Here is a 24,314-nt window from a genome sequence, read left to right on the forward strand (position 1 = left end):
AGATGATCATGCATCGTCTCCTCTACCTGCTGTTCGAGTTCGCGTTCTTCTATCCGATCGTGATGTCGTTCTTCTGGATCTCGGGCGGGCTGTACTACTACCTGCGCCGCGAGCGCCACGAGCGCCCGCGCACCGATCCGCCGCCGCTGGCGGACACCCCGCTGGTGTCGATCCTGATCCCCTGCCACAACGAGGGCGACAACGTCCACGAGACCATCGGCGCGGCGATGGCGCAGCGCTATCCGGATTTCGAAGTCATCGCCATCAACGACGGCAGCCGCGACGACACCGCCGAAAAGCTCAACGCGCTGGCCCAACAGTACCCGCGCCTGCGCGTGATCCACCTCGACCGCAACCTGGGCAAGGCCAACGCCATGCGCATGGGCGCGCTGGCCGCGCGCTCGGAATACCTGGTCTGCATCGACGGCGACGCCCTGCTGGACGAGTACGCGACCCATTGGATGGTCTGGCACCTGGCCTCGGGCCAACGCGTCGGCGCGGTCACCGGCAACCCGCGCATCCGCAACCGCTCCACCCTGCTGGGCCGCCTGCAAGTGGGCGAGTTCTCCTCGATCATCGGCATGATCAAGCGCGCCCAGCGCGTGTACGGCCGCTTGTTCACCGTCTCGGGCGTGATCTGCGCGTTCCGGCGTACCGCCCTGCACCGGATCGGTTACTGGTCCGACAACATGGTGACCGAGGACATCGACATCAGCTGGCGCCTGCAGATGGACCACTGGGACATCCGCTACGAACCCAACGCGCTGTGCTTCATCCTGATGCCGGAAACGCTCAAGGGCCTGTGGCGCCAGCGCCTGCGTTGGGCCCAGGGCGGCGTCGAAGTGCTGCTGCGCCACAGCCGCGATCTGCTGTCCTGGCGCAAGCGCCGCATGTGGGCGGTGATGGCCGAATACATGCTCAGCGTGGTCTGGGCCTACACCATGGCCTTCATCCTGCTGCTATGGGCGCTGGGCCTGTTCCTGCCGCTGCCGCCGGAGCTGACCATCCGCAGTCTGCTGCCGTCCTGGCACGGCATGATCCTGGCGATGGTCTGCCTACTGCAGTTCGCGGCCAGCATCATCATCGACCGCCGCTACGAGACCGGTGTCGGCCGCAACTACTACTGGATGATCTGGTACCCGATGGCGTACTGGTTGTTGAGTTTCGCGACCACGGTCACCGCGTTGCCCAAGGCGCTGCTCAAGCGCCGCGGCACGCGCGCGACCTGGGTCAGTCCTGACAGGGGAATCCGATGAGCACCACCCAGCCTGGCCGCGACCCGGCCGGCCGCCAGAGCACGGCCAAATACGATTCGCGCCTAATCCAGAAGCGGCGCGCCCAACCGCGCCTGCGCCGCACCGCGTGGGGCTTCGTGACCGCGGTGTTCTGGGGCATGTACGTGTACCTGTGGATGCCGGTGATCACCTTCCTGCTGTGGGTGCTGGGCATCCGCAATGCCTACTTCGAGCTGTACATGCGCGAGCACCGGGTCGAGCCCTTCCTGCTGATCGCGCTGCCGACCCTGGCGCTGTGCGCGACCGTGCTGTTGATCGCCTGGGCCGAGTACAACCGCTGGCGCTTCTCCGGCAAGGACCGCCGCGGCGCGCCGCCCAGCGCGCCGCTGGACGACATCGCGCGCGCTTTGGGCGCCGACATCGAGATCGGCGCGGCCCTCAACGCCGGCCGCGTCGTCGTGCTGAACATGGACGCTCAAGCGATTCCGCGCGGCGTGCGCGCGGTGCTTGCGCCCACCGAGGAACCGGTTCCCGCTTAAGGCTTGCAGGAGCGGCGCGAACCGCGCCCACGGAACGGCCCGTGACGTCGTGTGGGTCGCGCCGCTTCTGTAACGCCCTCACCGCGCCGCGAGGCCTGATTGACGGCCGCGCCCCGCGATACCCAGAATCCCGCTATCGCTGGATTCGGCGGATGGCTCATGGACCACTACGCAGTCCTCGCACTCCTGCTCGCGGCGCTGGCGCTGCCGGTAGTCGCGTTCTGGCTGTTGCGATCGCGCACGCGCCTGCACGGCCTGGTCGCGGCGGGCATCGCGGTCGCGCTGGGCTGGGCGCTCAACCTGGCCTATGCGTTCGCCGCCCAGGATCCGGCCCCGGCGGCAGACGACAACGTCGCCATCGCCGCCGCTTTCGGCTGGGCCTGCCCCGCCGTGCTGGTGCTGCTCACCTGGCTGGCTCGGCGTTTCGTGGTGCGCCGTGCACGCGCCGACAAACCGCAAGTGTCCTGACCGCCAGTCACGGGAGAGTGGAGATGATGCGATACCTGATCTCGTTCGATGACGGAACGATGACGATTCCCGAAGCCGATTTGCCCGCGGTATCCGAGGCCTCGCACGCCGTGGTGCGCGAAGCCAAGGCGGCCGGGGTCTGGATCTTCGGCGGCGGCATTTTGAACCAGCAGGCCAGCATCGTCGCCAGCGACGGCTCGGTCTCCGCCGGCCCCTACCCGGAAACCAAGGCGGTGATCGGCGGCTTTTCGATCATCGAAGTGTCCTCGCGGGACGAGGCGCTGCAGTGGGCGGCCAAGCTCGCCGCGGCCTGCCGTTGCGCTCAGGAAGTACGCGAGATCATGTACAACCCGGAGTCCTGATCGCGGCGTCGGTCGTCGCGTCGCCAGCCCTGCGGCTCCCTGCCGGCGAACGCTAGCCCGAATCCGACAAGGCGCACTACCATGCGCGCATGCCGACGCCCAGCACGCACGACTACGCCGACGGCCACGTCATCCATCTCCTGCCGCGGCTCGAAGCGGCATCATCGCTGGAGCGGGCGCCGGAGGCTTTAAGGCTCCCACGCCGCATGAGCGTCGCCGGGCGCAGCTCATTCGCGCTCATGAACGCGATCGCATCGGCCGGCGCCGCCTGGGCCTTGCATCTGCTCTGGACCAGCGACACGCCCGGCGCCTGGTTCAACCTCATCTTCACCGTCATGATCGGCGGGCTCACGGCCGCGCTGTGGGCGCTGTTGATCGCTTCGATCCGGCAGGCGAAACACGAAGCTCGGCTGCAAGCGGCTTGGCGCGCCATGGTGCACGGCGCGATCGCGACGACCGGCCGGGTGAGCGAGCGGCGCTGGACGCTCGCCGAAGACGGTGCGGTCGCTTCGTTCGCGCTCGTCGTGCAGATCCCCGGCGACCGGCCGATTAGCGGCCAGTGGCATCCCGAGCACTCGCGCGAGTATCTGCTGCAAACCCAAGTTCCCGGTGTAGGCGCGCAGGCGCGCGTCTGGTGCGCCCCGAATGCCTTGGGCGACACGCCGCGGGTGATCGAAGTCGCCGATCCCTCGATGGTGGCCTGAGCGTTTACGGGACGACGATGGAGATGTTGGCCCGCTCGGTGCCCGGTGGGTCCGACATGCCCGCCCAGAAGTCCGTGTTGCGCATCCAGGGCTGTAGGCCCATCGGGAAGTCGCGGCTGGGAATCGCCGGCAGCTCGGCCGCGGTGAAGTCGTTGCCGTAGGGAACCAGGGGCTTGCTTACGTCCGGGTTCTGGATGTGCGGGCGCAGCTTGTTCAGGGCGATATTCCAGTTATCGAGCAGGTCCTTGCGCGTGATTGGCCCACCGGGCTTGTCGGCCGTAGGGTGCAGCGCCTTCTGATGGAAGGCCGTCACCGCCTGCCCGGCCGGCGTCGCCTTGAACGCGGTCCAGGCATTGAACGCGGCGTTGCCGAAGGTCACCACCGCTTCGATCTTGCCCTTCGCGAACGCCGCCTCCAGCCACTGATGACGATAGGCCTGAATCTCCGGGTCGTTGAGGTGCGGCATCGCCATGTTCTGGTTGAAGATGCCGTACACGAAGGCGTTGATCATCAGATAGCTGCGCGTGTAGCCCAGCTTCTCGACGAAGCCCTGCACGCGCCGCCCGGCCTGCCCCGACAGAATCCGGCGCGTAAATGCCTCGGTCTGCGCCGGGTCCTGGCCGATGACCAACAGACGCGCGCTGCCATTGGCACGGCCGCGGTAGAAGATCGGTCCCCACAGCGAACGAAAACCGTCCGCGCCCCGATACACCGTGTCGTCGGGATACTTCTGGCACAGCGTGCGGAATTTGCCCGTAGGGCCGGTATCGAACGGGTCCGTGTTCATCGTGGCCTCCATGGCTCGGCGGTGTCGCTATCTAGGAACGCGGTCCCTCCCGGTCGGCGGCCATAGTCGAGGGCCGGACTGAAGGCTGCCGCGCAAGGCCGCGCACCGGTTCCGACCCCGCCTCCACCGGCTCGCCGCATCCAGCTTGCATAAGTTCAGTGGCTTAGGCCTCATAGATCGGCCGCGACCGCCGACCGCTCACGCACGTGTACAAAGCTAGCCTGGGCGGCATCCCAGCGATCGCGGCTTAGCAGTTCTTCGCCCGCCGAAGCCGCATTGCGGCATGCCCCATCAGGAACCGCCCCATGAGACCAAGGATAGTTCTCGCTACCGCCCTATTGGCCCTCTTCGGCCAGCCCGCCACTGCCTCACAGACCGCCTGCCGGTTCACCGGCGGCGAATCGCCGCAATACTACGAGGTGGAGTTCATCGGCTACACCGACATCGACCCGATGGTCGTCTTCAGCTCGACGACCTTGGGCTCCGGCGATCTGATTACCTTGTCGTCGAAGCAGTACACCCTGAAACAGTTCAGCCAAAAGACGGCGACCGTCGATCTGACGTTTCGCAACCCTGGCGACGATTCGCTGCCGCCGTCTTTCACTCTGATCGGGCAGAAGGGCAAAGCCCAGCTCAAGATCGGCACGCGCACCATCGACGGAAGCTTGAGGTGCGACTTCTAGGCGACCACCTGGACTCGCGACATCACCGGCCTCCCGCGCTGACGATCCACGCCCGCGAGCCGAACCACACGCCTCCATCCCGATAGTGCTGCGCGACGACTTCGCGCAGTCGCGCCCGCTCGCGCGCGGCGGCCGCTACGTCCAGCGATTGCAAGGCGGCCTGGGTGGCCTGGAACTGACCGATCCATTCCAAGGCGGCCTCGATGCTATCGCCGTAGTACACAGGCTCGTGTACGTCCTGAAACGTCGCCTGGGCGAACCCGGCCTCGGCGAGCAGGCGCTCGGTGACCGCCGGGTCCGCTAGCGAGAACGCGGCGGTGGATTTGGCGTGGGCACCATGCACGGCGGTGGACCATTCGTTGGCCTCGCGGGTCTGCCAGACCATCATGACGAGACGGCCGTCTTCGGTCAGCGCGCTGCGTATGTTGCGGAACGCGGCCAGCGGGTCGGCGAAGAACATGGTGCCGTAGCGGCTGATGGCGACGTCGAAGGCTTGCGATGGGAGCGGATAGGTGGCTGCGTCGCCGTGTTCGAAACGTACGTTGCGCACGCCTTGGGCCGCGGCGAGTGCGCGCGCTTTCTCGATCGCCGGGGCCATGATATCGAGGCCCATCGCGCTACCGGACGGCGCCGCACGCGCCGCATCGCGGGTGGTCTGCCCTGCCCCGCAGCCGATGTCCAGTAAGCGCTCATGGGCGGCGATGGCGCAGGCGGTGCGGAACACGCGGTCGTGCAACTGCAGTTCCGCGTCGTAGTCCACCGCACCGCCGACGCTTTTGGGGTGCGGGTCCGGCGATGTGGTGTCGGGCGATTGCATGGCGGCTCCCTGCGCTCGCGATCGATCGCGGGCTGGTTGAAACCCTAACACCCGCCCCCCGCACCGGACGCGACGCCTCGCACAAAGGCGTCGGTCCCGGCCCATCCATGAGTCGCATGCGGACGGCGCTCAACGGCTGAGCGGAATCTCCAGATACCCATCGCCGTACCACTTCACCCGCAGCGGTTCGCCGGCGTCGGCGATGGTCTCGTCGGACACCGGCTTGCCGCTGCCGTAGTTGATCTGCTGTTGCGGGTTGCGCAGCACGCTGACCACCGCGACCAGGCGACTGCCGGCCGCGTAGCGGCGGCTGGTCAGGCGGCCGGCGCTGAAGTCGAGTTGGGTGCGCTGGTCCGGCGTGAGCAAGGCGCGGCGCGACAGGTCGGCGACGTAGCTGGCGCGCGACTGGTAGCGCGACAGCTCGAAGTACTCGCCCTGCGGGTTGAGCTCGTACAGGCCGATGTTGAAGTCGAAGTCGCGCTTGTTCACCGCCAGGTCGAGATGCCCCGAGAACAGGCCGCTAAATTCGCCGGCCTCAGCGAAGGGTTCGCTCACGAACACCAGGCTGTCGGCGGTGTCGATGACTTTATCGACGATGCCGCCTCCGGGCACCATGCGGTCGGCGTCGCTGCGGTCGCGCATGTCCACGGTTTGAGTCACGTAGGCGTCGTGCCCCGACGATTGCGTCAGGAAACGATAGCGATCGCCCTCGCCCGCCGGGCCGAAGTGGAAGCGCTGGCGGCGCTCGCCCATCGCGGCCAGCGAAGGAGCGTGCTTCCAGACATTGGCGCCCATCACCTGGTAGTTGATGCGGTCGGCCAGCAGCGCCGGCTTGGGTGCGCCCTTGAACACGTAGTCGAACCACTGGTATCGCAGCACGCCGATATCCATTTGCGCGACGGGATCCAGTTTGTAGCCGCGCAGCCAATCGCCGGTGGCGACCGTGCCGCGCTGGCCGCTGATGTGGTTGTAGGGGCCGATCACCAGGTAGTGCTCGGCCTGCGGGCGGTAGCGGTAGTGCTCGCGCAGGTAGTACAGCGCGCCGATCTGGGCGCCGTCGTAATAGCCGGTGGTGGTGAGCACCTTGAGGTCGAGGTCGGCGAACTCCTCGCGGTACGGGATCATGTCCTGCCAGTAGCGGTCGTAGTCGGGGTGGTCCAGCCAGCGCAGGTAGAACGGGTTGGGCACGCCGTCGATCTTTTCCAGATCGCGGTAGCTGCGCCCGCTCACATACCACTCGCGCTGCATGCGCTGCCAGCGCGCGTAGTCCTCCATGGCCGCGTTGTCGACGCTGCGGTTATTGGCGACATAGAACGGCCAGTAGTACTGAAAGCCGTAGGTGATGCCGCCTTCCATCGGCACGTCGATGCCCGGCGCGCCGGTGGCCGAGGGCATCAGCGCCTTGAGCGCCTTGGGCCGATGCTTGGCGGTGGCCCACTGAGTGAAGCCTTCGTAGCTGCCGCCGTACATGCCGACGCGGCCGTCGCTCCAGGGCTGGGCCGCGATCCAATCGATCAGCGCCGCGGCGTCGCGGCCGTCGTGTTCGTAGGGCGTGGGTTTGTCGGGGCTGCAGGCCTTGCCGCGGCTGGTGCCGCCGACGCCGACGTAGCCGTGGGCGGCCGAACGCCGGGCCTCGTTGAGCAGCGTCACCGGATTGGCGTAGATGGTGAAGTTGAGCAACGTCGGCGACTTGGCCGGTGCCGAGCGCTGGCGTACCACCAGCGCGCACACGGTCGCGCCTTCGGGCGTGCGCACCGCGATGTCGCGCTGGATCGTGTAGCGGCGCTGGTCGTCCTGCGCGACCAGGCGCGGCAGCAATGGCCTGAGGTCCCGATAGACCTGCTCGATCTGATAGACCCGCGACAAGCCCAAGGCGGGGTCGCGCTCGATCGTGGTCTTGCCCTTCTGCGCGGCCAGCGCATCGTCCACCGCGCGTCGTTCCTGCGCCTCTTCGGTGGGGTCCAGGTTCAGCACTCGCATGGCCAGGGCCGACGTCGGGTCGTCCATCGCCCCGACCACGTCGGCGAACGCACGCCGGAACGCCGTCTCGAAGCTCGTGCCGTCGCGCGTCTGCAGCGCCTTGGCGCGCGCATAGAGCTCGTACTGAATCAGGTTGGGGCGCACCGGCACGGGGCCGGTGCTTGGCGCAGTGGTGCGGATCTCGACCAGGCTGCGCTCGGCTTCCGCGTACTGGCCGGCGACCAGCTGCAGGCGGAAGCGGTTGTTCAAGTACTGCGCACGGTCTTCGTCGCGATAGTCGGTCAGCAGTTGCCGCGCCAGGATCGGCATCGCGGCGTCCAAGGCCGCGCGGTCCTCGACGGCCGCGGCGGGAAACGCATAGGGGGCATCGGCGAATGCGGGCAACGCGGCCAGCCACAAGCATGCACACAGGATCGGTCGCAACATTCGCCCTCCAGGCGTGACGGTTCCTGGAAGGGATGCATCCAGGCTGCCGAATCGTCGCACAAGGTCGATGGCGGCAGGGACCGGCCGGCGCTCAGGCCTGTCTCGACTCCGGATGCCGGACCTGTCCTGCCCCACGTACCACGTAGCGCTCGATGGTCAGCGACTCCACGCCCATCGGGCCGTAGGCGTGCAGGCGCGTGGTCGAGATGCCGATCTCCGCGCCCAGGCCTAGCTGGCCGCCGTCGTTGAAGCGCGAAGAGGCGTTGACCATCACCGCCGAGCTGCGGGTGCGGCGCACGAAGGCTTCGGCCGCGGCTGCGTCCTCGGTGGCGATCACCTCGGTGTGGTCGGAGCCGTGGCGGGCGATGTGCGCCAGCGCGGCGTCGAGGTCGTCGACCACGCGCAGGCTGAGGATCAGGTCCAGGTACTCGGCGTCGTAGTCGGCTTCGCTGGCCGGCTGCACGGCGTCCGAGTACGCCTGCGCGCGCGCGCAGCCGCGCAGCTCGACGCCGCGCTCGGCCAAAGCCGCGAGCGCGCGCGGCAGGAAGGCCGGCGCGATGTCGGCGTGCACCAGCAGGGTTTCCAGGGCGTTGCACACGCCCGGGCGCGAGGTCTTGCCGTCGATCAGCAAGTCCAGCGCGCGCTCCGGGTCGGCGGCGCGATCCACGTAGAGATGGCACACGCCCTTGTAGTGCTTGATCACCGGCACGCGCGCGTGTTCGGCGACGAAACGGATCAGGCCTTCGCCGCCGCGCGGGATCGCCAGATCGATCAGGTCCGACAGCTGCAGCAGTTCCAGCACGTGCTCGCGCGCGGTGTCCTCGATCAGGGTCGCGGCGGCCTCGGGCAGGCCGACTTCGCGCAAGGCCGCATGCAGGCAGGCGGCGATAGCGCGGTTGCTGGCGCGCGCTTCCGAACCGCCGCGCAGCAACACCGCGTTGCCGGCCTTCAAGCATAGCGCGGCCGCATCGGCGGTCACGTTCGGGCGCGCTTCGTAGATCATCGCGATCAGGCCCAGCGGTACGCGTTGGCGTTCGATGGTGAGGCCGTTCGGACGTTGCTCGCGGCGGGTGACTTCGCCCAGCGGATCGGGCTGGGCCGCGACTTCGCGCAGGGCCTCGGCGATCGCCGCCAGGCGCGCGGGATCCAGGCGCAGGCGATCCAGCATCGCCGGCGACAAGCCGGCGGCATGACCACGTTCGAGATCCTCGGCATTGGCCGCCAGCACCCGCGCCGACTGCGCGTCCAACTGCGCGGCCATGGCTTCGATCAGCCGGCGCCGGGTCGCGCCATCGCTGGCCGCAAGCGCGGCCGAGGCTGCACGAGCCTGTAGCGCCAGATTGCGCACGTAACCGCTCATGCGGGCGTCTCCAGATCGTTGAGTTGCGCGTCCAGCAGGACCAGGTCGTCGCGGTGCACCACTTCCTCGCCGTAGCGGAAGCCGAGCAGCGCTTCGATCTCGCGGCTGTGGCGGCCGGCGATGCGCCGGGTCTCGGCAGCGTTGTACTGGGCCAGGCCGCGCGCCAACGGCGCTGCGCCGGGATCGTCGTGCGGGCGCAGTTCGAGCACGTCGCCGCGCCGGAACTCGCCCAGCACCTCGACCACGCCGCCGGGTAGCAAGGAGGCGCCGCGCGCTTGCAGCGCCGCCACCGCACCGGCGTCGATGCGCAGCGCGCCGCTGGCGGGCGCATGCCGCAGCCATTGCTTGCGCGCACGCGCGCGATCGCGGCGCGCGGCGATCAGGGTGCCGTGCAGACGACCCTCGCCGAGCGCGCGCACGACCTCGGCGTCGCGGCCGCAGAACAGCGCGGTGGCGATGCCGGCCATCGCGGCCTTGGCGCCCGCCTCCAGCTTGGTGCGCATGCCGCCGGTGCCGAGCGCGCCGGCGCCGCCGCTGGCGGCTTGCAGCAGTTCGGGCGTCACCGCGGCCACGCGCTCGATCGGGCGCGCGTCGGGATCGCGTTGCGGGTGGCCGCTGTAGAGGCCGCCGATGTCGGTGGCGATCAGCAGCAGATCGGCGTCGACCAGCGAGGCCACCGCGGCGGCGAGGTTGTCGTTGTCGCCCAGCTTGAGTTCGTCGACCGCGACGGTGTCGTTCTCGTTGATGACCGGCAGCGCGCCCAGCCGCAGCAGCTCGCGCAAGGCGGCGCGCGCGTTGAGATAGCGGCGACGGTGGCGCAGGTCGTCGTGGGTCAGCAACACCTGCGCCACCGGCGCGGGCGACAGCGACTGCCAGAACGAGACCAGCGAGGCCTGGCCCAGCGCCGCCAACGCCTGGCGCAGCACCAGGCCGTCGCCACCGGTCTTGATGCGTCCGCGACCGGCCGCGACCGCGCCGGAGGACACCAGCACCACTTCGCGGCCTTCGGCGCGCGCGTGGGCGATGAAATGCGCGAGTTCGGTGGCATAGCGCGGGTCCAGGCCGTCTTCCGACGGCCGGTCGGGCGCACCGGCGAGCAGGCTGCTGCCCACCTTCAATACCGCGCGCCGCCAGGACGGCAAAGGCTGCGCTGCGAAGTCCTTTGCCGTCGTGCTCATGTCAGATCCTGCAATCGTTGGCGCAGGCTATCCAGGCGCAGATCGGCGGCGGCGCCGGGCGAGACGCGCGCGGCCAGGCTGGCTTCGGGATCGCCCTGGGCCCAGCGCGCGGGGTCGGCGGCCTGCTTGTAGGCGTCGCGGAACGGCAGACCTTCGCGCGCCAGATCGACCGCCAGGTCGGTGGCGTACATCGAAGGGTCCAGCGCCGCGCGCAGGCGCGCGGGCTTCCATTCCAGATTGCGCAGCAGATCCGGCAGCAGCTCCAACGCGGCCAGTCCGCGGCCGAAGGCGTGGAAGATCGCGCCCTTGGAGAACTGCAGATCGCGGTGATAGCCAGAGGGCAGCGACAGCAACTGCTCGATCTCGGTGCGCGCGGCGGCGGCGGCCGAATAGCTGGCGCGCATCAGCTCGATCACGTCGGGATTGCGCTTGTTGGGCATGATCGAACTGCCGGTGGTGTACTCGGCCGGCAGGGCGACGAAATCGAATTCGGCGCTGGTGAACAGGCTCAGGTCCCAAGCCAGGCGGCGCAGGTCCAGCAGCGCCGACGACAGCGCCTCGATCGCGCCCATCTCGAACTTGCCGCGCGACAGCTGCGCGTACGCGGCCGACACCTGCAGGCGGCCGAAGCCCAGGGCCTGGGTGGTGTGGTCGCGCGCCAGCGGCAGGTTCACGCCGTAGCCGGCGGCGCTGCCCAGCGGATTGGCGTCGACCCAGCCCAGGGTCTGGCGCGCGCGCAGCGCGTCGTCGATGAAACCTTCCGCCCAGGCCGCCCACCACATGCCGGCCGAGGACACCACGGCGCGCTGCAGATGGGTATAACCCGGCAGCGGCAGCGCGGCTTCGGCTTCGGCGCGCGCCAGCGCGACCTGCGCGCTTTCGCGGCACAGCGCGTGCAGGCGCGACAGCCGGTCCTTCAACCACAAACGCGTGGCGACCAGGATCTGGTCGTTGCGGCTGCGGCCGGTGTGGATCTTGCGACCGGCATCGCCCAGGCGCTCGATCAGGCGCGATTCGATCGCCGAATGGCCGTCCTCGTAGCGCTCGTCGAGCACGAAGTCGCCCGCACCGAAGTCCGCGACCAGCGTATCGAGCTCGCGCGACAGCCCGGCCAGCTCGTCGGCGGACAGGATGCCGATCTGCTGCAGCCCTTGCGCGTGGGCGCGGCTGGCTTCGATGTCGAACAGGAAGAACTCGCGATCCAGGATCACGTCCTCGCCGGCGAGGAAACGCTGGATGCGCGCGTCGACCTTGACGCCGGGTTTTTGCCAGAGCAGATCGGACATGGAGCCTTCCTTCAAAGGGGGATGCCGGCGGTTTCGTCGTAACCGAACGCCAGGTTGAGATTCTGCAGCGCCTGGGTGGCGGCGCCCTTGAGCAGGTTGTCTTCGGTCGCCACCACCACCGCGCGGCGGCCGTCGTCGGCCAGGGCGAAACCGCCCAGCTCGACATGATGGCGGCCGGCGATCGCGCTGACCCACGGCGCCTCATCGAGCACGCGCACCAGGGCTTCGCCGGCGTAACGTTCGCGATAGCGCGCAACCAGGGCTTCGCGCGTGAGCGCCTGGCTCAGGCGCAGATTGGCGGTGATGGTCAGGCCACGGAAATGCGGCGCCACGTGCGGCAGGAACTCGACCGCGCGGCCAAGCTGACGCGTGACCTCGCGCTCGTGCACGTGACCGGTCAGCGCGTACGGCATCAGGTTGTCGCGCAGCTTGTCGGGATCGTTCTTGTCCGAGGGCGTGGTGCCCGCGCCCGAATAGCCGGACACGCCGAAGCACTGCACCGGGCCGTCCAGCAGATCCAGCAGGGGCGCGACCGCCAGCTGCATCGCGGTGGCGTAGCAGCCTGGGTTGCTGATCCGGCGCTGGCCGGCGTAGCGCGCGCGGGTAAGTTCGGGCAGGCCGTAGTACCAGCCATCGTCGAAACGGTAATCGGCCGACAGATCGACGATGACCGGGTCGACGCCGGCCGTGTCGAACGCGGCCACGCAGTCGGCGGCCTTGCCGTTGGGCAGGGCCAGGATCACCGCGTCGGCGCCGTAGCCGGGCAACTGCTCGTGCGAAGGCGCGCTATAGCGCAGCTCGCCGCCGACCTCGGGGAAATGCTCGGCCACGCGTTGGCCTTCGCGCTCACGCGAGGACACGAAACCGAGTTCGAAACCCGGATGCGCGGCGATCAGGCGGATCAGTTCCGCGCCGACGTGGCCGCGCGCGCCGACGATGCCGACGGTCTTAGTCATGCTGGGCTCCGGTGGCATGGCGTGCCAGTTTGTACTCCAGGTTGCGCTTCACCGCCTGCCATTCCGTATCGATGATCGAAAACGCGACCGTGTCGCGCGGGCTGCCGTCGGCATGGCGGCGGTGGTTGCGCAGTACGCCGTCCTGCTTGGCGCCGAGCCGGGCGATGGCCGTGCGCGAGGCCAGATTGAACCAGCTGGTCTCCAAGCCCACGGCGATGCAGCCCATGGTTTCGAAAGCGTGCCGCAGCAGCAGCCACTTGGCCTGGGTGTTCAGGCCGGTGCGCTGCACGCGCGGGGCGTAGAAGGTGTAGCCGATCTGCAGGCGCGGCACCTGCGCATCCATATCGTAGTAGCGCGTGCTGCCGACCACCCCACCCTGCCCGTCCAGCACCACGAAGGGCCAGGCCTGGCCGCGGTCGCGCATCGCCAACGCCGCCTCGATGTAGGCGTCCACGCCCTCGGGCGCCGGCACGTTGGTGTACCAAAGCCGGGCCAGCTCGCCGCCGGCCAGGGCCGCGCGCAGACCGTCGGCGTGCACAAGGCTCAGGGGCTCGAGCGCGACGTGCTCGCCGCTCAGGCGCGGCTGGACGCTCCAGGCTTGGTTCGCGCCCATCTCAGCCCTCCAGGGTCGGCGCGCGCCGGCTGGAATAGTCGACGCAGGCGGCGATCTCGTCGAAGCCCTGCATGCCGTACCAGAACACCTTCCACTTCTCCTGCTTCAGGCAGCCGTCGGACTCGGAGTAATAGAAGGGATTGACTGGGTTGCCGTGGCGCGAGCGCCAGAACACGCTGGGGTTCTGCTCGCGCATGACCTGCCACACCGCGCGCCCCAAGCCTTCGCCCTGGGCGTCGTCGAGCACCGCGAACTTGTCCAGGTAGGTGCGGCCCTCGGCCTCGATCAGGATCACCGCGGCGCGGTAGTTCTCGCTGACGTAGGCGCGCTTGAGCGCGGTGCTGTCGAAATAGTCGTCGACCAGCTTGCGGCCGAACGCCGATTCGATCAGCGAACGCAGCCGCACCAGGTCCAGTTCGTCCCAGCGCTGCGCCTGCAGCACGCGCTCGCCGCGCCGGACCAGGGTGCCCGAGCCCTTATGGGTGAACAGTTCCTTGGCCAGCTCGGCCGGCTTGGTGATCGACACCGACGAGGTCAGCGGCAGCTTGTCCAGCAGGTCCTTGATCTGTTCGATCTTGACCCGCATGCCGCCGTTGATCCAAGGCTGCTGGATCAGGTCTTCGTATTCGGTGGACAGGTTGATCGAATCGATCACCCGGCCGTTGTCGTCGAGCAGGCCACCGGTGCCGGTCAGGAACACGATCTTGTACGGCTGCAGCATCTGCACCAGTTCGTTGGCGGCGAAATCGGCGTTGACGTTGAGGATCTGGCCGCCCGCGGTTTCGCCCAGGCTGGCGATCACCGGGATCGAACCGGCCTGCAGGCTGGCTTCGATCGGCGCCAGATTGACCTGCTTCACTTCGCCGACCAGGCCGTAAGTGTCGCGGTCGAGGTAGTCGGCCTCGAACACGCCGGAGATGATCGAGGTCGCGCGGCCGTCGCCGGACTGCAGCGCTTCGACCAGCTTGAGGTTCTGCGACTGGAACACGCGGCGCACGATCGCCAACGCTTCCGGCGAGGTCACTCGCAAGCCGTTGACGGTCTGTTTGACGATGCCGGCCGCCGACAGTTCGTCGTCCAACTGCGGGCCGGCGCCGTGGATCACGATCGGGGTCAGGCCCACGTCCTGCAGGAAGGCCAGCGACGAGGTCAGCGCCTCCAGATCGTCGCGCAGCACCGCGCCGCCGACCTTGACCACGGCGAAGCGCTTGGCATCGAGTTGGGAGAAGCGCTTGAGGTACTGCGAGATCTCCTTCGCGCTGGCCATGCTGGACAGCAGGCGCACGATGGTCTGACGGGTCTGCAGATGGGCGTCCATAGAAATGGCCATCAGGCATTACCTCCCATGATGCGGGCGACGCTGCGCGCGTAACGCTCCAGTTGCTCCAGGCTCACCCATTCGTCGGCGGTATGCGCCTGGGCGATGTCGCCGGGGCCGTAGACGATCGCGGTCAGGCCGGCGGCCGAGAACAGCGAGGCCTCGGTCCAGAAATCCACCGCGTTGCCGATCGGCAGGTCCAGCGCGTCGGCAAGGTCGCGCGCCTCCAGGCGGCGCTGCTCGGCCGTGGCGACGTCGCCCGCGGGCAGCGAGGGGCCGCGGAAGGTTTCCTCGTAACGCTCGATCGCGCCGGCTTCGATCAGGGTGCCGAAGGTTTCGTGCAGGCCGTCGATGGACATGGACGGCAGCGGCCGGAAGCCAAAGCGCAGCTCGGCGCTGGGCGCGATCATGTTGGCCTTGATGCCGCCTTCGACGCGACCGATGTTGAAGCGCAGGCCGGTCAGGCCGCCGAAGCGCTGGTGCGATTGCGATTCGACGTAGTCCAGGGCCTTGCCGCCCCAGCGCATGGTCTGGTGCAAGGCACTGGCCTGCATGGCGTTGGCGCCGGAGGCGTGCCCGGCGACGCCGCGGAACTTCAACAGCACCGAGCTGATGCCGCGATGCGCGAGCACCGCTTCGCACAGGGTCGGCTCGGCCACGATCACTTCGTTGAAGCCATGCTGGGTGGCCAGGAAACCGGCGATGCAACGCGGATCGTTGGCTTCCTCGTCGGTACTGAACAGGAACGCGGCATCGCCCGAGCTCACCGCCGCGGCGGCCAGCAAGCCGGCGGCCGCGCCCTTGATGTCGCAGGCGCCCAGGCCGATCGCGCGTTCGTCGGTCACGCGCAGCAGGTGCGGGTCGGCGCTCCAGTGCTGCGAGGACGGCACGGTGTCGAGGTGGACGTTGAACAGGCGCCGCGGATTGCCGCGCACGGCCAGCATCGACACCGCACCGTCGCCGTGGTCGACGACCTCGATGCGGAAACCTTCGAGCTGGCTGCGCAGGTAATCGAAGATGCCGCCCGTGCCGATCTGGCGCGGCGGGTTGCGGGTGTCGAAGGACACCAGGGCTTCGAGGTGTTTCAGGACTTCGGGGAGCATGGAGTTCGTGGCTCGTCGTGTCTGTGCGGTGGTTCGGTTGCGGGTTTGGTCGCGACGTCGGCTTGCGGCTCAGTCCCCTCTCCCGCTGGCGGGAGAGGGTCAGGGTGAGGGCGCTTTTGCGGTTGCCTTGAAGAAACAGCAACGGCGAAAGCAGCTTGCGCCTGCGGCGCTCGCCTCCCTCACCCCAACCCCTCTCCCGCGCGCGGGAGAGGGGCTCGGATCACGGCTTGCGGTTGATCTCGGCCCACAAGGTGCTGCTCATGCCGAACAGCTTGATGAAGCCCTCGGCCTCGGCCACGCCCCAATCCGCGGCCTGGGCGTAGGTCGCGCCCTTGGCGTTGAGGATGTGCGGCGAGCTGATCGCGACCGCGTTGACGATGCCGCCCTGGGTCTCCAGCACGACTTCGCCGTTGACGGTGGACTGCGAGCTGGCCAGGTAGGCCTCCAGGTCGGTCTTGAGCGGATCGTGGAAGAAACCTTCGTAGACCAGCTCGACCCACTTGCGCGCCACTTCCGGCTTGAAGCGGTTCTGCTGCTTGGTCAGCACCGCTTCCTCGAGCGCGCGATGCGCGGTGAGCAGCGCGATCAGGCCCGGGGCTTCGAAGATGATGCGGCCCTTGAGGCCGATGGTGGTGTCGCCGGTGTACAGGCCGCGGCCGACGCCGTACTCGGCGAACAGGCCGTTGAGCTTGGCCAGCAGGGTGTGGCCGGCGATCTTCTGGCCGTCCAGGGACACCGCTTCGCCGTTCTCGAAGCCGATCGTCACCTTCAGCGCGTCCGTCGGCCATTCGGCACGCGGCTTGCACCAGCCGCGCGCGCCCTCGCCCGGCGCCTGCCAGCGGTCGATCTCGCCGCCGGACATGGTCAGGCCCAGCAGGTTCTCGTTGATGGTGTAGGCCTTCTGCTTGGCGCGTACGCCGAAGCCGCGCTCTTCCAGATACTTCTGCTCGTAGGCGCGCACCTCGGTGTGCTCCTTCTGGATTTCGCGGATCGGCGCGACGATCTCGTAGTCGCCCAGCGCCTTCACCGCCAGGTCGAAACGCACCTGATCGTTGCCCATGCCGGTGCAGCCGTGCGCGATCGCCTTGGTGCCCAACTCGGCGGCGCGCGCGAGCGCGGCTTCGACGATCAGGTAGCGATCGGAGACCAGCAGCGGGTACTGGCCCTGGTAGCCCTCGCCGGCCCATACGAAGGGCTTGACGAAACCGGACCAGATCGCCGGGCCGCCGTCGACGGTGACGTGGCTGGCCACGCCGAGTTCGGCCGCGCGCTGTTCGATGAAGGCGCGCTCTTCCGCGTCCACGCCGCCGGTGTCGGCGAACACGGTGTGCACGGCCCAGCCGCGCTCCTGCAGGTAGGGCACGCAGAAGCTGGTGTCGAGGCCGCCGGAGAAGGCGAGGACGATGTCTTTGCTCATTTCTTTCTCTCTTGTCTTTGCCCCCTCGCCCGCTTGCGGGAGAGGGTTGGGGTGAGGGCAAACGAATGCGGTCAAGGTTTCGGAGCGAAGGCGAACGCGCCTCCACCCCAAGCCCTCTCCCGCGCCGCGGGAGAGGGGCTGGAAATTACTGTCCGATCAATGCCGCCATGATCGCCTTCTGCACGTGCAGACGGTTCTCGGCCTCGTCGATCGCGATGCACTGCGGGGAATCCATCACCGCGTCGGTGGCCTTGACGTTGCGGCGCAGCGGCAGGCAGTGGCTGAAGACGCCGTTATTGGTCAGCGCCATCTTGGCTTCGTCGACGATGAAGTGCTGGTACTGGTCGCGGATCGGCTTTTCCGGGCCCCAGTTGCCGAAGTACGGCAGCGCGCCCCAGCTCTTGGCGTAGACCACGTCGGCGCCGCGGTAGGCGCTTTCGATGTCGTGGCTGATCTGCAGCGAACCGCCGCTCTCGGCGACGTTCTGCTCGGCCCAGCCCATGTAGCGCTCGTCCAGCACGTACTCCGGCGTCGGGCACAGCAGGGTCACGTCCATGCCCATGCGGGTGGCGATGGTCAGGGCCGAATTGGCGACCGCGGTGTTGAGCGGCTTGGGGTGGTAGGTCCAGGTCAGCACGTACTTCTTGCCGCGCAGGTCGGAGGTACCGAAGTGCTCCTGCAGGGCCAGCGCGTGGGCGAGCTCCTGGCAGGGATGGGTGATGGTCTCCATGTTGATGACCGGCACCGGCGAATACTTGGCGAAGCTGGCCAGCACCTTGTCCTGGCGGTCGTTGGCCCAGTCGACGAACTTCGGGAACGCGCGCACGCCGATCAGGTCGACGTAACGGCCCAGCACCTTGGCGACCTCAGCGATGTGCTCCTCGGTGTCGCCGTCCATGACCGTGCCCAGTTCGAACTCGATCGGCCACGCGTCCTTGCCCGGCTGCAGGACCACGGCGTGGCCGCCGAGCTGGAACGCGCCCAGTTCGAAGCTGGTGCGGGTGCGCATCGACGGGTTGAAGAACACCAGCGCGATCGACTTGCCTTTCAACTGGTCGCCGAGCTTGCTGCGCTTGAACGCGGCGGCCTGCGCCAGCAGCGCGTCGAGGTCGGCGCGCGACCAGTCCTGGGTGTTGAGGAAGTGCTTGATCATGGCTGGGATTCGGGATTTGAGATTGGGGATTGGGAAAGCAGGGGAACGGTGGTGGGAGGCGCGACGGGGGACGGAACTCGTAGTGCTGCTGTTACGAATCCCAGATCCCAAATCCCGAATCCCGGCGGTAGAAAACAAAAAAGCCCAGCGCTAAGGCTGGGCTTTTCGTGTGTGTGGCTTGTTACACGAACGACGGCGAGTACCGTCACCCAGCGGATTGGCAGGGCAACGGTCGGCGCGCGCGCGAGGTCATGCCCGCCGCCATGTAGGCGGAGGTGAGGACGTCGGCGTCGGCGCGCAGGTGGGTCATTAGGGGGCGAATGCTCGCATGCGGCCCCCGCCGGCGCAAGTCGAAACCGGGCCGGGGCTTATGCCGGATCGGCATCAGCGCGAGTTGAGCGGGGCCACCACCGGGGTCACGGCGACCCGGATGCGCAGCCGGTTGCCCGGATCCTCGGGCAGGCGCGAGCGGTACTTGGAGCCCTTGTAGACGTAATCCACGTCGTAGGCGATGGGCTGGCGGAACTCGCGCTCCACCGGCACCGAACGGCAGTTCTCGGCCGCGGCTTGGCGTTCGCGCTCGTGGCGGTCGCGGGTCAGCACGTCCTTGACCGCGCCGACCATGCGCGACAGGCGCGAGTCGTCGGTGGCCGGTTTCGGGCTCTGGTCGCAGCGTTTTTCGATGCTGGTCGCGGTGAGGGTCTGGTAGACCGGGGTCACGCGCAGGACCTGGGCGTACTCGTAGCGCACGTTCTCGGCCTGGATCACCGTCGTGCTCTGCGCCGACGCAACGCCGGCCCAAAGGGCTCCCAAGGCGCCAGCCAGCAAGAGTGGGACTACCAGGTCAGGACGGTTCATTGCGCTCGCATCGGTTCCGTGAACAAATTGTAAGGACCGGAGTGTAGCCACGACCTGAATCAACCCTCCAGCCCCAAACCCGCGACGACACGACGCCCTCGCAGCGAGTCTCATTCCGCGCGCCGAGCGCGTTAGGAGCGCTTCGGGCCGGATCGGGATCGCGCGGACCTGAGCGGACGGATGCCGGCTGCGCCGGGCGGCCCCCTGCCGCTAGAATGGCCCGAACCATAGCGTGCCCCCATGAGCCTGCATCTCTACAACAGCCTGACGCGACGGGTCGAGCCGTTCGTACCCATCGATCCCGCCCGCCCGACCATGTACGTGTGCGGGCCCACCGTCTACAACTACGTGCATATCGGCAACGCCCGCGGCCCGGTGGTGTTCGGCGTGCTCGCCGACCTGCTGCGCCGCCGCTACGGCGGCCTGGTCTACGCGCGCAACATCACCGACGTCGACGACAAGATCAACGCCGCCGCGGCCGAGCAGGGGGTGCCGATCTCGGCCATCACCGACCGCTACGCCGCCGCCTACCGCGAGGACATGGCCGCGCTGGGCGTGCGCGCGCCGGACCTGGAACCGGCCGCCACCGCGCACATCGACCAGATCATCGCCATGATCGAGCGCCTGATCGCCAGCGGCCACGCCTACGCGGCCGAAGGCCACGCCCTGTTCGCGATCGGCAGCTTCGACCGTTACGGCAAGCTCTCGCGCCGCGATCCGGAGGAAATGCTGGCCGGCGCGCGCGTCGACGTCGCCCCCTACAAGCGCGACCCGGGCGATTTTGTGCTCTGGAAGCCGTCCACCGACGACCTGCCGGGCTGGGATTCGCCCTGGGGCCGCGGCCGTCCGGGCTGGCACATCGAATGCTCGGCGATGGCCGCCGCCCACCTGGGCGAGACCATCGACATCCACGCCGGCGGCGTCGATCTGCAGTTCCCGCACCACGAGAACGAGATCGCCCAGAGCGAGTGCGCGCACGGCGGCAAGACCTTCGCCCGCCATTGGCTGCACAACGGCATGCTCAACTTCGGCGGCGCCAAGATGTCGAAGTCGCTGGGCAATATCGAGAAGATCCACGATTTGGTGCGCGCGCATCCGCCCGAGGCGCTGCGCTATGCCCTGCTCTCGGCGCATTACCGCCAGCCGCTGGACTGGTCGGACGCGCTGATCGAACAGAGCGTGCGCACGCTGGACCGTTTGTACGGCACTTTGCGCGATCTGGCCGATATCCAGGCAATCGACGGCATCGAGATTCCGGCCGCGATCGAGGCGGCGCTGGAAGACGACCTCAATACCCCCAACGCACTGGCCGAGATCGCGCGCATCGCGGGCGAGGCGCGCAAAGCCGAGGGCGACGAGCGCGCCGCGCGCAAGCGCGAGCTGCTCGGCGCCGGCCTGGCCCTGGGCCTGCTGCAACAGGATCCGGCGACCTGGTTCGCCCGTGGCGCCGACGGCAGCGACGACGCCCGCATCCAGGCCCTGATCGACGAACGCAACGCGGCCAAGAAGAACCGCGACTTCGCGCGCTCCGATGCCATCCGCGACCAGCTCGCGGGCGAAGGCATCCTGCTGGAAGACACCCCGCAGGGCGTGCGCTGGGTGAGGAAGCGCGCTTAGCCGATGCCCTATCGGCACCGGCTGCTCTTGCGAACGCCGGGCTTGCGCGCTCGCTACGCCGTGCCGAAAAGCAAATCCTCCCCGGCCCTCCTTTTTCAAAGGAGGGGGCAAAGCGCGGCGCTCAGCGACACCGGCTTTTTGCCTCCCCCTTTGAAAAAGGGGGATTGAGAGGGATTTGCTTTGCGAGCGACAAGACAGCCCACGCAGCGACGCAGCGTCCCGCCCGTTCCCGCGCATGAGGCGTAGAATATGCAGGTAATGAACGCCATCGCCGTCCCCGTCTCGCCCTTCCCGCTCGAACCCACCGCCACCGAAGCCCAGGCCGCGATCCGCGAGGAGTTCGCCTTCTTCGGCGACTGGTCCGAGCGCTACCAGTACCTGATCGACCTCGGCCGCAAGCTGCCCGCGCTGCCGGAGGCGTGGAAGACCGAGGAGCACCGTCTGCACGGGTGCCAGTCGCTGGTCTGGATCGTCGCCCAGGGCGACGCGCAGCGCCTGGATTTCCATGCCATCAGCGATTCGGCGATCGTCTCGGGCCTGATCTATCTGGCCTTGCGGGTGTACTCCGGCCGCAGCGCGGCCGAGATCGCCGCCACCGAGGCCGACTACATCGCCGACATCGGCTTGGCCAAGCACCTCTCGCCGACCCGCAGCAACGGCCTGTCCTCGCTGCTGGCCTTCATCCGCGACCAGGCCCGTCGCCGGCTGTGAACGCAGCGGCGACCGCCCCCGAGCCGTCGCTGCTGCATAACCGCGGTTTCGTCGGCCTGCTGGTCTATCGCCTGCTGGCGATGCTGTCGTACCAGATCGTCGCGGTCACGGTCGGCTGGCACATCTACAAGCTCACCAAGGACACCCTCGCGCTGGGCCTGATCGGTCTGACCGAGGTAGTGCCCTACTTCTGCTTCGCCCTGTTCGCCGGCTACGCGGTCGATCACCTGCCGCGGCGCAAGCTCGGCATGTTCGCCTGCCTGGGCCTGCTGCTGACCACCCTGATGCTGGCCGGCGTGGCCAGCGGCCACCTGCCCGCGGGCGCGTTCGGCATCGGCACCCTGACCATCTATGCGGCGATCGCGATCAACGGCGTGGTGCGCGCGTTCCTGTCGCCGGTCTACATGTCGCTGTTCGCGCGCGTGCTCAAGCGCGAGCAGTTCGCGCGCGGCGCCGGCGTCGGCAGCGTGGTCATGCAGACCGGGCTGGTGGTGGGACCGGCGCTGGGCGGCGGCCTGATCGCCTGGGGCGGCATGACCTCGGCCTACCTGACCTCGGCTGCGTTCGCGCTGGCCGCGGCCATCGCGATCGTTTCCCTGCGCGTGACCGAGCCCGCGCCCGCGGCCGAACGCGCGCCGGTGTTCAAGAGCATCGGCGAAGGCCTGCGCTTCGTGTTCAACAACCAGATCGTGCTGGGTGCGCAGGCGCTGGACATGTTCTCGGTGCTGTTCGGCGGCGCGGTCGCGCTGCTGCCGGCCTTCATCCACGACGTGCTGCATTACGGACCCGAGGCCTTGGGCATCCTGCGGGCGGCGCCGGCCGCCGGCGCCGTGCTGGTCGGGCTGTGGCTGGCGCGGCATCCGCCGCAGAAGCACGCTGGGCGCTTGCTGCTGTACGCGGTGGCCGGTTTCGGCCTGTGCATCATCGGCTTCGCGCTGTCGCGCCAGTTCTGGCTGTCGGCGACCATGCTGCTGTTGTCGGGCATGTGCGACGGCGTGTCGGTGGTGCTGCGCTCGACCATCCTGCAGTTGTCGACGCCGGACGAAATGCGCGGCCGGGTGTCGTCGATCAACGGCATCTTCATCGGCTCGTCGAACGAGCTGGGCGCGTTCGAATCGGGCGTGGCGGCCAAGCTGCTGGGCCTGGTGCCGTCGGTGGTGTTCGGCGGCTGCATGACCCTGGCGGTGGTGGCCGCGACGGCGAAGCTGGCGCCGAAACTGCGGCGCTTGAATCTGCGCGATTTGCAGTAGCAGCGCTGGTCGGTCGAGCTTAAAAGCAAATCCCCCCTAGCCCCCCTTTTTCAAAGGGGGGAACAGCAAGCCGGCCTTTCGACGCACTGCCTCCCCCTTTGAAAAAGGGGGATTGAGGGGGATTGAGGGGGATTTGCTCCTGCTCGCGCCCAATAACGAAAAAGCCCCGCTCGCGCGGGGCCTTTCGCAAGCGATCCGAGCCGCCAGGCTCAGTCGCCCATCTGCTTCTGCATGTGCTCCCAACGCTCCTGCGCGTCGATGGTGCGCTCGGCGGTGAGGCGGGCTTCCAGACGCTCCAGGCCGATCTCTTCGCCGGTGTCGACGCAGAAACCGTAGTCGCCCGAGTCGACGCGCTTGAGCGTGCTGTCGATCTTGCTGATCAGCTTGCGGTAGCGGTCGCGGGTGCGCAGTTCCAGCGAGTTCTCGGTTTCGCGGGTCGCGCGCTCGGCTTCGTCGCCGACGTCGCGGACTTCGTCCTTCAGGTTCTCGATGGTCTGCTTGGATTCCTCGACCAGGTCGGCGCGCCAGCTGAGCAAACGCTGGCGGAAGTACTCCAACTGCAGCGGACTCATGTATTCCTCGTCCACGGCCGGGCGATAGCCCTGCGGCACGATCGGACGGCCAGTGGCCTCATCGTTCTGGTACGGGACGACCTTCACCTTGGCCTTGGGCGCGGGCGCCTGGGGCTTGGCGGCCACGGCCACGGCGACCTTGCCCAGGGGGCGGGTTGCGGCGGGCTTGGCGGCGGGCGGGGTCGCAGCGGTGGGGGACTTGCTGGAGACTGGTTGGGTCACTGTGCTCTTTGCGGGTTCGTTCTTGCTCGCGGGCGTCGCCACCGGTGCGGTCTTGGTCGGCGGGCTCGCTGCGGGTTTCTTGACGACGGTGGGCTTGGGCTCTGGCTTCCTTGCCGCGGCCGGCGGGGCCACCACGGGTTTCTTGACCACCGGGGCCTTGCTGGCGGCGACGGGCTTCTTGGCCGGCGCAGCGGGCTTGGCCGCGGGCTTCTTCACGGGCGCCGCCTGCTTGGCGACGACCGGCGATTTCTTGGCCGCAGGCTTGGGCGCGGGCTTCTTGACCGGCGCCGCCTTCTTGGCCGCGGGTTTCTTGACTGCGGGCTGCTTGGCGACCTTCTTGGCGGCGACCTTGGCCGCGGGCTTCTTCGCCGCCGGCTTCTTGGTCGCGGTTTTGCTGGCCGCAGTCTTGGAGGAGGCGGCCTTCTTCACGGCCGGCTTGACGGTCTTCTTAGCCGCCTTGGCGGCCTTCTTCGCAGGTTTTTTCACTGCCACGAGCGGCTTGTCCTTCTATTCCCTGAGGGAACTCCCGGACCGTTCCGGAAGCTTCGCGAACCGCGAGGTCCGCTCGGCGATCAAATACACAAATGCGCGACCGCCGCAAGCGAAATCCGCCGTACCCGGCATTTTTCGCCTCGTCAGGCCAACCCTGTCACTGGGGTTCGCCCGGCCTTGCCTTGCGCTTGCCTTGTGAGAGGAAAG

General features: G+C 68.2%; 23 protein-coding genes. 9 read left to right on the top strand and 14 right to left on the bottom strand.

Annotation, left to right across the window (positions count from 1 at the left end):
• The first annotated feature begins 2 nt into the window (after positions 1 to 2).
• From pgaC to ASE43_RS16215, 5 genes are all read left to right on the top strand, one after another.
• On the top strand, positions 3 to 1,256 hold the full coding sequence (pgaC, locus tag ASE43_RS16195; RefSeq protein WP_057161212.1) for a poly-beta-1,6-N-acetyl-D-glucosamine synthase: 1,254 nt from the start codon (positions 3 to 5) through the stop codon (positions 1,254 to 1,256).
• Entirely contained in the window at positions 1,253 to 1,774 is a 522-nt protein-coding gene (pgaD, locus tag ASE43_RS16200; protein WP_057161213.1) for a poly-beta-1,6-N-acetyl-D-glucosamine biosynthesis protein PgaD, read from the top strand. Before pgaC ends, pgaD begins: the two co-directional genes overlap by 4 nt.
• A gap of 159 nt (positions 1,775 to 1,933) precedes the next feature.
• Positions 1,934 to 2,242, top strand: coding sequence for a hypothetical protein (locus ASE43_RS16205; protein ID WP_056173760.1), 309 nt, complete (start codon positions 1,934 to 1,936; stop codon positions 2,240 to 2,242).
• A 23-nt stretch (positions 2,243 to 2,265) separates the two neighbouring features.
• Positions 2,266 to 2,604: a YciI family protein gene (locus tag ASE43_RS16210; protein WP_057161214.1), complete on the top strand. Its 339-nt coding sequence runs from the start codon at positions 2,266 to 2,268 to the stop codon at positions 2,602 to 2,604.
• Between the two features lie 89 nt (positions 2,605 to 2,693).
• The gene (locus tag ASE43_RS16215) at positions 2,694 to 3,308 is read left to right on the top strand and encodes a hypothetical protein (RefSeq protein WP_157500011.1); all 615 of its coding nucleotides are present in this window, start codon (positions 2,694 to 2,696) and stop codon (positions 3,306 to 3,308) included.
• 4 nt (positions 3,309 to 3,312) lie between these two features.
• Here the strand turns inward: ASE43_RS16215 and ASE43_RS16220 are convergent, their stop codons facing one another.
• Positions 3,313 to 4,107 carry a uracil-DNA glycosylase family protein gene (locus ASE43_RS16220; protein ID WP_082607329.1) on the bottom strand — a complete coding sequence of 265 codons (795 nt, stop codon included), beginning with the start codon at positions 4,105 to 4,107 and terminating at the stop codon, positions 3,313 to 3,315.
• A 293-nt stretch (positions 4,108 to 4,400) separates the two neighbouring features.
• Between ASE43_RS16220 and ASE43_RS16225 the strand changes: the two genes are divergently transcribed.
• Positions 4,401 to 4,778, top strand: coding sequence for a hypothetical protein (locus tag ASE43_RS16225; RefSeq protein WP_157500013.1), 378 nt, complete (start codon positions 4,401 to 4,403; stop codon positions 4,776 to 4,778).
• A 22-nt stretch (positions 4,779 to 4,800) separates the two neighbouring features.
• On the opposite strand, the gene ASE43_RS16230 is transcribed toward ASE43_RS16225, so the two are convergent.
• From ASE43_RS16230 to ASE43_RS16285, 12 genes are all read right to left on the bottom strand, one after another.
• Entirely contained in the window at positions 4,801 to 5,595 is a 795-nt protein-coding gene (locus tag ASE43_RS16230) for a class I SAM-dependent methyltransferase (protein WP_057161217.1), read from the bottom strand.
• Positions 5,596 to 5,724: 129 nt separating this feature from the next.
• Positions 5,725 to 8,001, bottom strand: coding sequence for a CocE/NonD family hydrolase (locus ASE43_RS16235; protein ID WP_082607330.1), 2,277 nt, complete (start codon positions 7,999 to 8,001; stop codon positions 5,725 to 5,727).
• 91 nt (positions 8,002 to 8,092) lie between these two features.
• Positions 8,093 to 9,361, bottom strand: coding sequence for a glutamate-5-semialdehyde dehydrogenase (locus ASE43_RS16240; protein WP_057161219.1), 1,269 nt, complete (start codon positions 9,359 to 9,361; stop codon positions 8,093 to 8,095).
• Positions 9,358 to 10,539, bottom strand: coding sequence for a glutamate 5-kinase (gene proB / locus ASE43_RS16245; protein ID WP_057161220.1), 1,182 nt, complete (start codon positions 10,537 to 10,539; stop codon positions 9,358 to 9,360). Before proB ends, ASE43_RS16240 begins: the two co-directional genes overlap by 4 nt.
• Complete coding sequence (gene argH, locus ASE43_RS16250) at positions 10,536 to 11,825, bottom strand: argininosuccinate lyase (RefSeq protein WP_057161502.1); 1,290 nt, start codon at positions 11,823 to 11,825, stop codon at positions 10,536 to 10,538. Before argH ends, proB begins: the two co-directional genes overlap by 4 nt.
• Before the next feature lie 11 nt (positions 11,826 to 11,836).
• The gene (gene argC / locus ASE43_RS16255; protein WP_057161221.1) at positions 11,837 to 12,799 is read right to left on the bottom strand and encodes an N-acetyl-gamma-glutamyl-phosphate reductase; all 963 of its coding nucleotides are present in this window, start codon (positions 12,797 to 12,799) and stop codon (positions 11,837 to 11,839) included.
• The gene (locus tag ASE43_RS16260) at positions 12,774 to 13,394 is read right to left on the bottom strand and encodes a GNAT family N-acetyltransferase (RefSeq protein WP_057161222.1); all 621 of its coding nucleotides are present in this window, start codon (positions 13,392 to 13,394) and stop codon (positions 12,774 to 12,776) included. The genes argC and ASE43_RS16260 overlap by 26 nt, the downstream gene beginning before the upstream one ends.
• A gap of 1 nt (position 13,395) precedes the next feature.
• A complete protein-coding gene (locus ASE43_RS16265; protein WP_056173730.1) occupies positions 13,396 to 14,724 on the bottom strand; it encodes an acetylglutamate kinase in 1,329 nt (442 codons plus the stop codon).
• Positions 14,724 to 15,815 (bottom strand): acetylornithine deacetylase, encoded by a 1,092-nt coding sequence (locus ASE43_RS16270; protein ID WP_057161223.1) that lies wholly within the window; start codon positions 15,813 to 15,815, stop codon positions 14,724 to 14,726. Before ASE43_RS16270 ends, ASE43_RS16265 begins: the two co-directional genes overlap by 1 nt.
• A gap of 220 nt (positions 15,816 to 16,035) precedes the next feature.
• Complete coding sequence (locus ASE43_RS16275; protein ID WP_056173723.1) at positions 16,036 to 17,232, bottom strand: argininosuccinate synthase; 1,197 nt, start codon at positions 17,230 to 17,232, stop codon at positions 16,036 to 16,038.
• Positions 17,233 to 17,377: 145 nt separating this feature from the next.
• Positions 17,378 to 18,385, bottom strand: coding sequence for an N-acetylornithine carbamoyltransferase (locus ASE43_RS16280; protein WP_056173720.1), 1,008 nt, complete (start codon positions 18,383 to 18,385; stop codon positions 17,378 to 17,380).
• Between the two features lie 384 nt (positions 18,386 to 18,769).
• The gene (locus ASE43_RS16285; RefSeq protein WP_343123561.1) at positions 18,770 to 19,198 is read right to left on the bottom strand and encodes a hypothetical protein; all 429 of its coding nucleotides are present in this window, start codon (positions 19,196 to 19,198) and stop codon (positions 18,770 to 18,772) included.
• A gap of 285 nt (positions 19,199 to 19,483) precedes the next feature.
• Here ASE43_RS16285 and cysS point away from each other — a divergent pair, with 285 nt between their 5' ends.
• The 3 genes from cysS (at position 19,484) to ASE43_RS16300 (ending at position 22,821) form a co-directional block, all read left to right on the top strand.
• Positions 19,484 to 20,860, top strand: coding sequence for a cysteine--tRNA ligase (gene cysS, locus ASE43_RS16290; RefSeq protein WP_057161224.1), 1,377 nt, complete (start codon positions 19,484 to 19,486; stop codon positions 20,858 to 20,860).
• Between the two features lie 258 nt (positions 20,861 to 21,118).
• Positions 21,119 to 21,571, top strand: a complete 453-nt coding sequence (locus ASE43_RS16295) for a SufE family protein (RefSeq protein ID WP_057161225.1) — start codon at positions 21,119 to 21,121, stop codon at positions 21,569 to 21,571.
• Positions 21,568 to 22,821: an MFS transporter gene (locus ASE43_RS16300; RefSeq protein ID WP_056173703.1), complete on the top strand. Its 1,254-nt coding sequence runs from the start codon at positions 21,568 to 21,570 to the stop codon at positions 22,819 to 22,821. Before ASE43_RS16295 ends, ASE43_RS16300 begins: the two co-directional genes overlap by 4 nt.
• A 209-nt stretch (positions 22,822 to 23,030) precedes the next feature.
• On the opposite strand, the gene dksA is transcribed toward ASE43_RS16300, so the two are convergent.
• The gene (gene dksA / locus ASE43_RS21390) at positions 23,031 to 24,107 is read right to left on the bottom strand and encodes an RNA polymerase-binding protein DksA (RefSeq protein WP_082576228.1); all 1,077 of its coding nucleotides are present in this window, start codon (positions 24,105 to 24,107) and stop codon (positions 23,031 to 23,033) included.
• Positions 24,108 to 24,314 lie beyond the last annotated feature (207 nt).

The organism is Lysobacter sp. Root983, assembly GCF_001429345.1.
Lineage (GTDB): Bacteria > Pseudomonadota > Gammaproteobacteria > Xanthomonadales > Xanthomonadaceae > Lysobacter.